Raw genomic sequence first — 12,617 nt, forward strand, 5'->3', positions numbered from 1 at the left:
ATCTTGCCGCCATGGATCCGCTCACGTTCGACTACGAGGACCTGCATCTACGCGTGGACCGGGGGGTGTTCGAACTGTTCGGCCTGGGCAGTCCCACGGACACCGTCCGGGTGCCGCTGCGGTGGCTCGGGGCGCTGGTGCACTACAAGAAGCCCGACCGGCCCGGCAAGTTGTTCCTCGGTGTCGTACGCGATCCGAACGCCGCGCTCTACGGCACCGATCCGGCCGCCTTCCGGTACACCACCTCACCCGCGTTCCGGGTGCCGCCCAGTGACGAGCCGTTGTTCCGCGCGTACTTCACCGAGGTGGCCGCGCTCGCCGACCGGAGGGTGGTCTGACGTGGAACCGGTGGAGCCGAAGGTCTTCCAGCACGAGCGTGTGTACATCCAGGCCGACCGGGGGATCCTTGAAGTCTTCCGGCGCAGTAACGTCATCGGGCCGTACCGGTACCCGCCGGCCTGGGTGACGGTGCGTGCCGAAGCATGCCGAGGCGGCCGGACCCGGCTGTACTTCGGCATCGCCGAGGACCTGGGCGAACCGGTCTACGGGAGCGTGCCGGGCTCCGGACCCGTGTTCTTCAGGCACGAGATCACGACCGCCGACGAGCCCCTCTACCGCGCCTTCTTCACCGAACTCGCCCACCTGGCCGACCGCCCGATCGCCTCGTAGGGCCGAGGCCGGGCAGGCGACGGCCATGGCCCCGACTCCGGCTGCCCCGAGCACCGGCTCCCTCGTCCCGGCCCGCAAAGGAACGACGTCCGGTGGCACGGGGTACACGACGGTTCAGCCGGGAGTTGATCGCGTGGCAGGAACAGGGTCTCATCATGATTTCCCACGTCCCGCTGCTCGAAGCGCCCGTGTCCGGGTGCCGTGAGGGCGAAGAGGACGGCTGTGCATACTGCTGGGCATGACGTCCCCGCTCGCCGCCCGCATACACCTCTTGATCACTTTCGTTCTGGTGACATGCGCGGCGGTCGGCGGAGCCTGCGTCGGTCTCCTCTTCGGCGGCCGGGCCGCGGCCTTGGCCACCGCGGGCGCAGCCGGCCTCGGCGCGGGGATCGGCTCGTTCCTCGCCCGCCGCCAGGTCCTTGGCCTCTTCCAGCCCGAGACCCCCCAGTCCGACGGATACGCGGATGGGATCGCCGACGCCGTACTCGTGAGCATCGCGACGTACCAGGCCGCGGTCTTCCCGCTCACCCATGACGGGGTGAGCGAGGAGGAGCGGGACGCCCGCCGAGCCGTTGCCTACCGGGCTGCCGCGTACGACGGCCTGCCTCTGGCCGTACGGGTTTCGGCGGCCGAAGCCCTGGAGGCCGTCGACCAGGGCCGCGACGCCGACCGGGCCCACGCCGCGATGAAGGCACTGTCCCTCACCGTCTACGAACACCGCGGCGGCCACTGAATCAGCACACCCGCCCCCTCACGTCCAGCACGTCCTGACACCGTCGCGGTCAGCAAGGTCGGGGCGCAGCATGTGCACGGTCGTGGTCAACCCTCGTCAGTGGCCAGGGCGCTGATGGCCAGGCGTCTGCGCGAAGGCGACGATTCAGCAGGTTCGTGTAGCCGATGGCCCTGTGCAGGCTGCTGCCGCGTGCGCGTGCGCGTGCGCGGGGGACGAGGAAGACCGAGGCACTGCGTCGGCGCACGTTGGGGGTGACATCCGAGAGTGAGTCCGGGCAGCGTGCCCACGTGAACAGCATTGTGATGCGCACCACATAGCGCCCGTCATGATGTTTGCTTCATTTGCTCATCAACGGGCAGACGCGCACGCCATCGACTTCGATCGCAGGTCAACGCCTGACATCAAGTTGATCATTTCGACTGGGTGAGCATTCGCGAACATGCGCGTGTAACCAGAGCCTTGCGCTCCGTTATTTACCCGAGGTTGCCCCTGCACACATTCCAGCCGGGCGTCGTCGTATCCAATGGAGGAGCAAAAAGCGCCTCCCGGGTTTGACGGGGCAAGCCCGCTCCCGCCGTTCGGAGGAGTACGCCCGCTTGTGACCATGGAAATCGCCAGGGACATGACCATGCTGGCCGTCGCAGTCAGGGTGTTCGGCAAGGACGCCGTCATGCTGCTGCGCTGGGGGGCCGCTGCGGGAGTCCGCGCCGGGATATCGGAGATGAACCGCCGGACCAATGGAAAGGACGGCCGGTGACCTCGGACCGTACGCACCACACACCCGGCATCACACCGATGACCCGCCGCATGCCCCTGGAAATCTCCGCGTTCCACACGCTGCACCGCGCCCGCTACATCAACTACGCCGAGACCTTCCTGCACAACCGCGCCGACGCGGAGGAGGTCACCGACGACACCTTCGAGCAGATCTGGACCAAGTGGGACAGCATCATGGCCAGCGAGAACCCCCAGGCCTACGCCTGGGCGATACTCCGCAACAAGGTCGTCGACCACGCACGGGCCCGTGACCGCCGGCCCGAGCTGATCGACGAGGCCGCCTTCGACGTCGCGGCCCTGCGCCAGGCTCCTGCCCGTCCTGGACCTCGGCTCCACCCTGCCCGGAGGCAGAGCAGGGGTATCCCCGCTGGCGGTTGGGCTTGCAGACAATTGACTTGCGGTCGATGACCCTGTCTGAGACGGGGCGTCAAGCAGGGCAGTACGCGACTTATTGTTCTGTGCACGGGATAGGGCTCTTTGTTTGTGACTGTCCGCCACAGGCTCTGGTCAGTCGTGGTAGATGGTGGGGTCAGGCGTGAGGGTCAGCAGGCCGCTGCTGATGCCGTTCCATGTATGGCTGATGGCCGCTCGGTGCGGGGCGCGGGCACGATCGCGAGCGCGGGGCCGGGGAGCCCGGCCGGCGGGGACGAGGATCTCCAGTTCCTCGCGGAGCGCGGAGCGCGGAGCGCGGAGCGCGGGGACGAGGACGAAGTGTGTGGTGTGGTGTGGTACTTCGCGGCGGTCCTCCCGCCCCGGGCGTGGCAGGCGCTGCCACTGGGGGACTTTTGCGGGTGGCGACCTGCAGAGAATTGATCGTTCCGAGGGCTGTCGCAGAACTCTCACGGATGGTCCTTTGCCGGAGCGAGACCGACAATGGGACGCCCGGTCGCTGTGGACCTTCGATCGGCTCTCGAACTCGTTCTCACTCGAAAGCTGTACGGGAATCTTTCTGAGATTTGCATGGTGCGAAAATCCGGGCCCGTGATGAACCCTCAAAAGCCCTGCTCCTGTTGAACGCAGTGAATAGTTCAGTAGCACTGTGTGCACCCGGGCGCCGGTGCTGCCGAGATTGGCCGGGAACAGGTGGAATCTCCACCTCACAGGCCCGATCCTTCCTTGAGTCGAGCCTTCGAGCTTTAGAGCCTTCGAGTCTCCAAACGACAATGACGCCTTCGCGTATCCAGGCAAGGCGGAATGGGGCTGGTGTGCATTGTGACGACAAGGCAGCAAGGAGTTCTCTTCTCGACGGCAGAGAGGAGGTGTCCGCGGACGACGCGGGTGAGTGCTACGACGCGGTGGTGCTGGCGGGAGGGCGAGCCCGGCGTTTGGGCGGAGCGGACAAGCCGATGCTGTCCATGGGTGGCATGTCGTTGCTCGATCGGGCACTTCAGGCATGTGGCGGGGCGGGGAGTACGATTGTGGTGGGCCCGCGCCGGGCCACCGTCCGCCCCGTACATCATGTGCGGGAGAGTCCGGTGCACGGCGGGCCGCTCGCGGCGCTGGCTGCGGGAGTGAGTTGGGTGCGCGCACCGTTCGTGGTGGTTCTGGCTGCGGATCTTCCCTTCGTGCGGCAGGAGACGGTCACGGAGTTGCTGCGTCAGGCGGCCGGTTCCGGGACCGAGGGCGCGGTCATGCTGGAGACGCAGGGCCGCGACAATCCGCTGTTCGCCGCATATCGGACCGCAGCTGTGCGACGAGGCCTTGCGCTGGCCCTCGCTCGGCACGGAATGTTGACGGGCCTGCCGATCCGTGTACTGACCCATTCTCTTGCCCTGCGGTACGTGCCTGATGTCGGCGGAGTGTCTATCGACTGCGACACGTGGGAGGTGGTAGCTCTCGCTCGGGCCATTCTGACGACAAACGCCGGTTGACCACTACTCCGAGCGCGAATACTCCGAGCGTGAATTCATCCCCCCTCCCCACACACGCCGGAGAACGTCCCCGCCGTCGTGGTCGACTACGTCGCCGAACAGCTCGGCCTGGAGCCGGCCGAGTTCACCGGGTACGGGGCGATGGAGCACCGCTGGGCCCAGCAGGAGCAGATCCGGGGCATGTACGGATACACGAAGTCTGGCTTCGACCAGTGGTTCGCGCCGGCACGCCGGCTGTACCAGCGGGTATCGATCGGCTCCGGGCGTCCGACCCTGCGGTTCGACCTGGCGACGAAACGGCCGGCCGACCGGACGGTGGTGCTGCCCGGGGGTGACCGTGCTGGAACAGCCTTTGGTGAGAGTGCCCGAGGACCACCCGAATGGCCGTCAGATATGGTGCTTATATGTGGATGTGAATCCTTATGGTGGGCGCCATGTCAACCCCCGAACTGATCCGTATCGCCACCCGTGACTCGCCGATGGCCCTGGCCCAGGCAGAACGCGTGCGTACCGAACTGGCCGCCCTGACTCCCCGTCTCACGACCGAACTCGTCCCGGTCACCACGACCGGCGACACCTGGACCGGAAACCTCTCCGAGGTCGAGGGCAAGGGCGCGTTCACCAAGGAAGTCGACGCGGCCGTGCTGGCCGGGGCGGCCGACCTGGCGGTGCACTGCGCCAAGGACATCCCCGCCGACCGGCCGCTGCCCGAAGGCACGGTCCTCGCCGGGTTCCTCAAGCGCGACGATATGCGCGACGCCCTCGTCCACCCCGGCGGCCGCACCCTGGACGAACTCCTCCCGGGCACCACGATCGGGACCTCCTCGGTCCGCCGCATCGCCCAGCTCGCTGCCTCCCACCCGCACCTGCAGTGCGTACCGCTGCGCGGCAACGCCAACCGCCGCCTGGACAAGCTCGCGGCAGGCGAGACCGACGCGCTGCTGCTGTCCGTCTGCGGCCTGCAACGCATCAACCGTACGGACCTGATCACCGAGATCCTGTCCCCCGAGACGATGTGTCCTCCCATCGGCGCGGGCGTCCTGGCCCTGCAGTGCCGCGAGGACGACACCGCCACCCTCACGGCCGTCGGCGCCCTGAACGACCCCGGCACCTACCGCGAGACCACAGCGGAGCGCACGCTCCTCCACCTCCTCCAAGGGCACTGCAACAGCCCCGTCGCCGGCTACGCCACCACCCACCGCAACGGAGACCTCTCTCTGCGCGCCAGCGTCTTCACCCCGGACGGCAAGACCGTCCTCAACGCCCACGAATGGGCCGGCCGGCTCGACCCGGCCGCCCTCGGCGCATCCGTTGCCGTCGCGCTGCTGCGCCAGGGCGCACGGGAACTGATCGACAGCATCGACCACTGAACCCACCCCCGGTCGCCGCACACAGGCGCACGCCGCCAGGATCACCGGGCGGCGTGCGCCTGTGCCGTCGTCAGCCGGTCCGCCAGGAGCCTGCGGCGTACTTTGCCCAGTTCGGTCAGGGGGAAAGCCGCGACCCTTTCGACCCTGGCGGGCAGGTACGACTCGTGGAATCCGTAACGGGTGGTCAGGTGGTCGCGCAGGGCGTCCAGATCAGGGAGGACGGGAGCCAGGACGACGGCGCACGGAACCTCGTGACCGTCGGCGTCCGTCCAAGGCACCAGCACCGCGTCCCGGATCCCCGGATACGTCAGGAGGGCGTGCTCCACGTCGGCCACCGGGATCAACCACCGGTCGCCGATGCGCTCGGCCACCCGCCCCACGAAGCGCAGCCCGCCCCCGCCGCCGTGGCTCACCAGGTCACCGGTGTCCAGCCAGCCGTCGTCCCGCGCCGGTGACCAGAGCACCCGGCGGGTCTCGCGATCGAGGGTGGCCAGACACACCTGCGGCCCGCGCACCTCCAGCCGGAAGACCTTCCCCACCCCTTCGACCGCCGCCCCGGCGCCGGCCCCGTCGTCAGGGCGCAGCCGGATCTCCGCCGACGCGTGAGGCACACCCATGCTGCGGCCCGCCCAGTGCCGGGGATCGTACGGGCCGGTGGAGATGAGGCTGCTGGTCTCCGTCATCCCCCAGGTGTTGAGCACCACCGGGCACAGGGTTTCCTGCGCCGCAGCGAGCAGTGCCGGTGGCAACGGGCCGGCCAGACTGTGGACGACACGCAGCCGGGACAGATCGCGCGGGCGGCGGCGCTGTTCTTCGGTGAGGGTGCGCAGCTTCCTGGGCGAGGTCCGTACGTCGGTGACACCGGTCTCCGCGATGAGGTCGAGCCACCGGCCCGGATCCCGGCAGTCGCTGTAGAGGGCGGGTACCCGCAGATCGAGGGTGCGCATGAGCTGGCGGAATCCGCTGGAGTAGTTCAATCCTCCGGTCGACGCGCATACGGGACGGTCGGCGCCGAGGGTCCGCCCCCGGTCGTCCAGACCTGCCAGGAGCGTGTTCGAGCTGTGCGCCACCACGTGGCTCCGGCCGGTGGTTCCCGAGCTGAACAACAGCGCGCACACGTCGTCGGGCCCCAGCAGCACGCCGGGACCGGCCGCCGTCCCCTCACCGTTGAATCCCGCCTCCAGGCTCACCGCACCGGTGCCGGCCGCGTCGCCGACGACGATACGGTGCCGCAGCCGCGGCAGCCGCCCCGCCTGTTCGGCGAGCACACGAGCGTGGGCGACACCACCCCACTCATCGGGCACGGCACAGGCCACCGCACCGATCGCGCCGAGAACGCGCTCCGTCTCGTACGGACCGAACAGCAGCGGCAGCGGGGCCACGACCGCACCCGCCCGCAGACAGGCGACCATCAGCACCGCCGTCTCCCACCAGGACGGAAGCCGACAAGCCACCACCTCCCCGCGCCGCACCCCGAGCCCGCGCAGCGCCTCGGCGACCGCGTCGGCCCGTACGTCGAACTCGCCGAAGGACAGACGGATCAGCCGGTTCTCGCACCGGCGCCACGTGAACAGGGCAGTGCCCTCGGGATCCTGCAAGGCGGCGACACGCAGGCTGTCGGAGAAAGTCGTACCGCGCCACCAGCCCTGTTCGCGGTAGCGACGGGCGGTCTCCGGTGCCGGCCCGACGGCATCCAAGGCAACTCTCACAGGGGGACCGTATGCCATCAACCGCCCGCAACTGCGGACGCCGGGGCGAACCGTAACGCATGCGCGAGGCACTCGTATGCGCGGCACGATCACCCGCGGCGTCTTCATCCGGGGAGCGGAACCGTGGCCTCGTTCGAGGGACTGCTGCCGGGCGGCGGTGCTGCGGGCGCGTGCGGTGTCCAGGCCCCCACACTGCGCCGCGCGAGTTGGTTCCTGCTCGGTGTTGGCTGCTGAGGGCCTGTTGGGCGGCGTGGAGGCAGGCGGTGATAGCGGGGTCTTCCTGGTTGGTGGTACGGGTGAGCGCCAGGATGGTGCGCTGCATGCGGGGAGCCAGCCGCAGTCCGGCGATGCCTGCTTGTTCCTGGGCGAGGCCGGCGGGCAGGAGGGCCACGCCGGCACCGGTGGCGACGAGTGCGGCCAGGATGTGGAGTCCTTCGAATTCCCAGCGTCGTGGGGGTGTGGCGTTGATGCCGGCCAGATACCGGTCGCCCGCGGCTCGGGAGAGTTGCCCGACGGGGGCGCACAGCCAGGTCTGGTGGTGGACGATCTGCCGCAGCCGTGCGGCGGTGGCCGGGCCGGGCTGCTCGGCGAGTGGGTGGTCCGCGGGGATCGCCAGGACGATGTCCTCCCGGCGCAGACGGTGGACGGACAGACCGGTGCCCTCGACCGGTGGGTGCGCGGACCAGTCGTCGATGACGGCGAGGTCGTAGCGGCGGTCCAGGACGGCTGCGGCGGCGGTGGTCGAGCCGGTCTCGTGAGCGACGACGTTCAACTCGGGGTGCGCGCGTTGCAGCGCGGCCAGGTGGGGAGCGAGAGCGGGGGCCACAGCGTGGATACAGCTGACGGTCACCCGGCCGCTGACGGTGCCGACGCGGGCGCGCATGCGGCTGTGAGCGGTTTCCGCGGCGGCGAGGATGCGTGCGGCGTGCTCGGCCAGTTCGCGTCCCGCGTCGGTCAGACTCGCACGCCGGGCGGTGCGCTCGATCAGCGCGACACCGGCCTCCCGTTCCAGAGCGGCCAGTTGCTGGGAGATCGCCGACGGCGAATACCCCAGGTCGGCGGCGGTGGCAGTGATGGTGCCCCGGGCAGCGAAGCGGTGCAGGATTTCCAGCCGCCGCAGGTCCAGCATCAGCTCTCCTTAAAGCCTCCCACACGTTTTCGCGCTGTTGGCGATGCTATGCCTCGGGCACGCTGGGCGTGTGCCCGGCAGGGCGCCGCGGCACCACGACACCGCAGCCCGGTACCGAACAGGACGGTTCCTCATGACGACCCACTCCGCCACGCTCGCCATCGACGAGGCCGTTCACGCCCGCCGTGAAGCCGGGCACGACGTACTCCATCTGGGATTCGGGGAGGCCGGGTTGCCGGTCGCCCCGGGCCTGGCCGAGGTACTCGCCGACGCCCACCTGCGCAACGGGTACGGCCCGGTTGCCGGCTCACCACAGGCCCGGGCCGCCGCTGCGGGCTGGTTCACCGGACGCGGCCTGTCCACCGAACCGGGCCAGATCCTCTTCGCCCCGGGCAGCAAGCCTCTGCTCTTCGCCCTGCTGGCCGCGATCGGCGGTGACGTGGTGCTGCCCTGCCCCTCGTGGGTCTCCTACGCGGCCCAGGCCGCCCTGCTGGGCCGTCGCGTCATCTCCGTACCCATCCCGGCCGAGGCCGGCGGCATTCCCGACCCCGAACTGCTGGAACAGGCCCTGCGGCAAGCCGCTGCGAACGGGGCCCGGCCGGGCGTACTGGTCCTCACCATCCCGGACAACCCGACCGGCACCGTCGCCCCCGCCGAGCAGGTCGAGGCGGTCTGCGCGATCGCCGACCGGCACGGCCTCGCGGTCATCAGCGACGAGATCTACGCCGAACTGAACCACCGCGGCACCGCCCGCAGCGCGGTGCACCACCTGGCCGAACGCACCGTCGTCACCACCGGGCTGAGCAAGTCCCTGGCCCTGGGTGGGTGGCGGATCGGCTTCGCCCGCACCCCGGCGGGCCGCTGGGGACAGCACCTGCACCAGGAACTGACCGGGGTCGCCAGCGAGATCTGGTCCAGCCTGGCCGCACCCATGCAAGCCGTGGCCGCCCACGCCCTGAGCGACCCGCCGGAGGTCACCGCGCACATCGCCGCCGCCCGCCGCCTGCACGCCCGCATCGCCACCGAGGTGCACACCCGACTGCTCACGGCAGGAGCACACTGCCGCCCTCCCCAGGCCGGCTTCTACCTCTACCCCGACCTCGCCCCCGCACGTGAGGTCCTGCGCGCCCAGGGGATCACCACCGGCACCGACCTGGCCACCGCCCTGCTCGACCGGCACGGCATCGCCACCCTGCCCGGCAGCACCTTCGGCGAACCCGACACCGCCCTGACCCTCCGGCTCGCCACCAGCCTCCTGTACGGCACCACCCCGCAGCAACGCCACACGGCGCTGACCGCGCAAGAACCACAGAGCCTGCCCTGGATCGCCCCCGCCCTGACACGCCTCAGTGCCGCACTGAACGAACTCACCGCCGGCCGACACCGCCACCATCACAGGTGATCATTGCCGAGGGCTTCTTCGGCGACGGGGCGAACGCGACGCGGTAGCTCACGCGGCGTCCGTCCCGAGACCGTACGCCTGCTGCTCGGCACGCAGCAGGACGTCGACACGGTCAAGGGCGTCGCCCGGGATGACCTCCAGCGCCCACGTGCGGATGAGCCCGCCGGCCATGTGCGGCGGCGCCGTGTCGATCTCACTGTCGAACACGGGGCGCACTTCGTCCGGCAGCGCGGCCCGTACGTCCTTGACCGTGAGCGGCACGACGCACCGCTCCCCGTGCACCACCACCGTCACCGGCCTCGGGACCACATGCGTGCGGGGCGTACGGTCCAGTTCCGCGAAGGCGTCGTCCTGCGCCCGCCGACCTCGTCGATCATGGCGCCGCCGGGGTCGGCGGTGACCTGGCCGGTGATCACCGCCTGGTGGGGCTGGTGTTCACCGGGGGCAGGTGTCGAGCATCGTACGGAGCAGGTGGACCTCCGGCTCGGTGACGGTCAGCCGGCAGGTGTGCTTGACGTCGGTCCGGGCCCGGGCGCACCTGCACCAGCAGGTGCGGTCCGGCGGGCGCCACTGGTCCGGCGACTGGTCGCCCTTGCTCCGGTTCGACGAGGAGGACACCACGATGAGCTGGGGGCGCTCCGGGTCGTTCGCGAAGGCCCGGCGCTCGGGACGGCTGCGAGCCGCTCGGACTCGGCGCCGCGATCAGGCGGATGAGCGCGGCATGGTCGCCGGCGGCAGCGTCCTCGCCCAGTTCGAAGCCGTCCTTGCGGTGGCCGCGCCCGAGCTCGCCTACGGCAGGAGGAGCCCGTGCCCTGGGACCGGAGCGCGGCCCGGCGGGGAGAACGCCGCCGGTACGAGTGGCATGTCCCGGTAGCGCGCCTCTTCTACCCCATGCCCGCGGACCAGTCGGCCTTCGCCAGGCTCATCTGCAGCGCGGACCAGGATTGCCCGTCCACTTGTTCTACGTCGGGAAGTACCTGGTCCGCGCGGAAGCCGAGGCGTTCGTAGAGCCGCACCGCGTTGCCGTTGTGGGCGAAGACCCCGAGCTCCACTCGCTCCAGGCCCAGTTGAGCGAACGCGAACGTCAGCACTTGAGTCAGCAACGCGGCCCCGTACCCCTGACCTCGGGCATCCGGGGCGACGAGCACCCGCCCGAGCCTGGCAGACACGCCCTCAGCGTCCAACCGCAGCGACGCGTGCCCCACGAGCTGTCCGGCCGGACCGACTCCCGTCCAGGTCCGGCGTCCCGGCTCCACCGCGTAGGCGGCGAGTTGCCGATCATCCAACGGCCAGGTGAACCCGGGACCAGCCCACGTCAGCAGCTCGGCCGGCCCCGAAATCCACGACACGATCACACCAGCATCCGCGAGGGTGAACGTGCGCAGCTCAACCACAGCGCCACCCACATTCAAGATCGGTTCCCATAGCCCCGGGACACTAGCGAGGCCAAGCTCGGGAGCGCGCAGCAGGGTGCGCGTGAGCGCGGTGCGGTACGTCCGGGCCCGGGCACAGCGGTTCGCGCCCCCTGTGGGCCCTGTTTCCGGCCGAAATCCGGACACAGGGGCCATGGATTGTCTAGTCTCGCTGTCGGATGGGCGGAGGAGTGTGTGGGGGATGACGACCAGCAGGCCGCGTACGAGGAGGACCGGCGCATCGAGTTGTCCCGGGAGTGGGACGGGCTCGTCACCGCGGTCCGCGATCTGGGCAGCGCGCGCGGGATCCCCGAACTGGCCGACTTCCTGCGGCCCCTGCGGGCCGACTCACTGGCGGCTTCCGGCCGTGACGGCGCCGTCGCGGCCGTCAACATCAGCCGCCTGCGCTGTGACGCCCTGCTGATCACTGACGCAGGCGTCCGGAGTCTTCCGCTTCCCGGTGCCACCGCCGACGAGGTGGAGGAGCGGACCGCCGCGTACCTGATCGCCCTGCGCACGCTGGAGCAGGCGGCCTGGGAACTCCAGGTGGCCCAGGCCCTGTTCGACGGCGGCGACCGCTCACCGGAGGTGTTCTTCCGGGTGTCCGGCACGCGAGCCGCCCTGTCCTCCGCCCGGACTGCGGCCGAACAGCAGCTCGGCACCCTCACCGGCTGGCTCTGGGACGAGATCTGCGGCCCCGTCCTCGACGCGCTGGGCCACACGCGGGCCCCGGGCGCAGGTACTCCGCCGCCGCGGGTCTGGTGGTGCCCCACGGGCCTGCTCAACCTGCTGCCTCTGCATGCCGCCGGACATCATCACGAGCCCTGCGGTGACCGGCCGCGGACGGTCCTGGACCGGGTGGTGTCCTCGTACACGCCGACCGTCCGCGCTCTGCTGGCGGCCCGTTCCCGGCCTGCCGCCACCGGGCCCGGGCGGATGCTGTTCGTCGCGCCAGAACCGGTCGGCCTGCCGACACTGCCGGCGCTCGCCGAGGACCGTGAAGCGCTGGCCGGGTGCTTCGGTGAACGGTTGACCCGCCTGGAGGGTCCGGCCGCCACTTCTGAAGCGGTCCTGGCAGCTCTGCGGAGCCATTCGTGGGTGCACTTCAGCACGCACGCGGGGCAGGACCTCGACGATCCCGGGCTCGGCGCCATCGCCCTGAGGGACGACGTCCTCACTGTGCACGACCTCGCGCAGGGCGACTACAGCGGGGAGTTGGCCTTCCTGTCGGCCTGCCAGACGGCGGTCGGCGGCATCGACCTCGCCAACGAGGCGATCACCATGGCCGCCGCCCTGCACATCGCAGGTTTCCGGCACGTCATCGGCTCCCTCTGGTCCGTCCAGGACCGCGCCGCCGCGGCCGTCACGCGGGACTTCTACGGGGACCGCACCACCCCAGCGGGCGAGCCGTCGGCCGCTGCGGACTTCGACTCCGCCGATGCGGCACGCCACCTGCACCGCGCGGTGCACGCCCTGCGCGAGCGCGACCGTACGCAGCTGACCGCCTGGGTCCCCTTCGTCCACATCGGCCCCTGAACCGACCGC

General features: G+C 70.3%; 14 protein-coding genes and 1 pseudogene. 11 read left to right on the forward strand and 4 right to left on the reverse strand.

Features of this window, described 5'->3' with window-relative positions; translation table 11 throughout:
- The first annotated feature begins 11 nt into the window (after positions 1–11).
- The 8 genes from ACFXKG_RS32635 to hemC all read left to right on the forward strand — a co-directional run bounded on the left by ACFXKG_RS32635 (position 12) and on the right by hemC (position 5,420).
- Complete coding sequence (locus ACFXKG_RS32635; protein WP_384846710.1) at positions 12–338, forward strand: hypothetical protein; 327 nt, start codon at positions 12–14, stop codon at positions 336–338.
- 1 nt (position 339) lies between these two features.
- Positions 340–669, forward strand: a complete 330-nt coding sequence (locus ACFXKG_RS32640; protein WP_384846712.1) for a hypothetical protein — start codon at positions 340–342, stop codon at positions 667–669.
- Positions 670–907: 238 nt separating this feature from the next.
- Complete coding sequence (locus ACFXKG_RS32645) at positions 908–1,402, forward strand: hypothetical protein (RefSeq protein ID WP_384846714.1); 495 nt, start codon at positions 908–910, stop codon at positions 1,400–1,402.
- Between the two features lie 598 nt (positions 1,403–2,000).
- The gene (locus ACFXKG_RS32650; RefSeq protein ID WP_384846848.1) at positions 2,001–2,159 is read left to right on the forward strand and encodes a hypothetical protein; all 159 of its coding nucleotides are present in this window, start codon (positions 2,001–2,003) and stop codon (positions 2,157–2,159) included.
- The gene (locus tag ACFXKG_RS32655) at positions 2,156–2,587 is read left to right on the forward strand and encodes an RNA polymerase sigma factor (RefSeq protein ID WP_384846716.1); all 432 of its coding nucleotides are present in this window, start codon (positions 2,156–2,158) and stop codon (positions 2,585–2,587) included. Before ACFXKG_RS32650 ends, ACFXKG_RS32655 begins: the two co-directional genes overlap by 4 nt.
- Before the next feature lie 851 nt (positions 2,588–3,438).
- Positions 3,439–4,050, forward strand: a complete 612-nt coding sequence (locus tag ACFXKG_RS32660) for a molybdenum cofactor guanylyltransferase (protein WP_384846718.1) — start codon at positions 3,439–3,441, stop codon at positions 4,048–4,050.
- Positions 4,051–4,083: 33 nt separating this feature from the next.
- On the forward strand, positions 4,084–4,503 hold the full coding sequence (locus ACFXKG_RS32665) for a DUF4158 domain-containing protein (protein ID WP_384846838.1): 420 nt from the start codon (positions 4,084–4,086) through the stop codon (positions 4,501–4,503).
- Complete coding sequence (hemC, locus tag ACFXKG_RS32670; protein ID WP_384846720.1) at positions 4,485–5,420, forward strand: hydroxymethylbilane synthase; 936 nt, start codon at positions 4,485–4,487, stop codon at positions 5,418–5,420. The genes ACFXKG_RS32665 and hemC overlap by 19 nt, the downstream gene beginning before the upstream one ends.
- Before the next feature lie 41 nt (positions 5,421–5,461).
- Here hemC and ACFXKG_RS32675 read toward each other — a convergent pair whose 3' ends face one another.
- Both ACFXKG_RS32675 and ACFXKG_RS32680 read right to left on the reverse strand, forming a co-directional pair.
- Positions 5,462–7,129: an AMP-binding protein gene (locus ACFXKG_RS32675; protein WP_384846722.1), complete on the reverse strand. Its 1,668-nt coding sequence runs from the start codon at positions 7,127–7,129 to the stop codon at positions 5,462–5,464.
- A gap of 244 nt (positions 7,130–7,373) precedes the next feature.
- Positions 7,374–8,258, reverse strand: a pseudogene (locus tag ACFXKG_RS32680) (LysR family transcriptional regulator); the annotation flags it as partial.
- A 133-nt stretch (positions 8,259–8,391) separates the two neighbouring features.
- Between ACFXKG_RS32680 and ACFXKG_RS32685 the strand changes: the two are divergent.
- Entirely contained in the window at positions 8,392–9,660 is a 1,269-nt protein-coding gene (locus tag ACFXKG_RS32685) for a pyridoxal phosphate-dependent aminotransferase (RefSeq protein ID WP_384846724.1), read from the forward strand.
- 48 nt (positions 9,661–9,708) lie between these two features.
- On the opposite strand, the gene ACFXKG_RS32690 is transcribed toward ACFXKG_RS32685, so the two are convergent.
- Entirely contained in the window at positions 9,709–9,921 is a 213-nt protein-coding gene (locus ACFXKG_RS32690; RefSeq protein ID WP_384846726.1) for a hypothetical protein, read from the reverse strand.
- Between the two features lie 187 nt (positions 9,922–10,108).
- Here ACFXKG_RS32690 and ACFXKG_RS32695 point away from each other — a divergent pair, with 187 nt between their 5' ends.
- Positions 10,109–10,534, forward strand: coding sequence for a hypothetical protein (locus tag ACFXKG_RS32695; protein WP_384846728.1), 426 nt, complete (start codon positions 10,109–10,111; stop codon positions 10,532–10,534).
- 10 nt (positions 10,535–10,544) lie between these two features.
- Here ACFXKG_RS32695 and ACFXKG_RS32700 read toward each other — a convergent pair whose 3' ends face one another.
- Positions 10,545–11,054, reverse strand: a complete 510-nt coding sequence (locus ACFXKG_RS32700; protein WP_384846730.1) for a GNAT family N-acetyltransferase — start codon at positions 11,052–11,054, stop codon at positions 10,545–10,547.
- Between the two features lie 213 nt (positions 11,055–11,267).
- Here ACFXKG_RS32700 and ACFXKG_RS32705 point away from each other — a divergent pair, with 213 nt between their 5' ends.
- The gene (locus tag ACFXKG_RS32705; RefSeq protein WP_384846732.1) at positions 11,268–12,608 is read left to right on the forward strand and encodes a CHAT domain-containing protein; all 1,341 of its coding nucleotides are present in this window, start codon (positions 11,268–11,270) and stop codon (positions 12,606–12,608) included.
- Positions 12,609–12,617 lie beyond the last annotated feature (9 nt).

It is taken from the genome of Streptomyces sp. NPDC059255 (assembly GCF_042752355.1).
GTDB lineage: Bacteria > Actinomycetota > Actinomycetes > Streptomycetales > Streptomycetaceae > Streptomyces.

Excerpts from the sequence above, each read along its gene's own strand:
- ACFXKG_RS32635 (WP_384846710.1), top strand. The coding sequence starts at position 12 with ATGGATCCGCTCACGTTCGACTACGAGGACCTGCATCTACGCGTGGAC.
- ACFXKG_RS32645 (WP_384846714.1), top strand. The coding sequence starts at position 908 with ATGACGTCCCCGCTCGCCGCCCGCATACACCTCTTGATCACTTTCGTT.
- hemC (WP_384846720.1), top strand. The coding sequence starts at position 4,485 with ATGTCAACCCCCGAACTGATCCGTATCGCCACCCGTGACTCGCCGATG.
- ACFXKG_RS32685 (WP_384846724.1), top strand. The coding sequence starts at position 8,392 with ATGACGACCCACTCCGCCACGCTCGCCATCGACGAGGCCGTTCACGCC.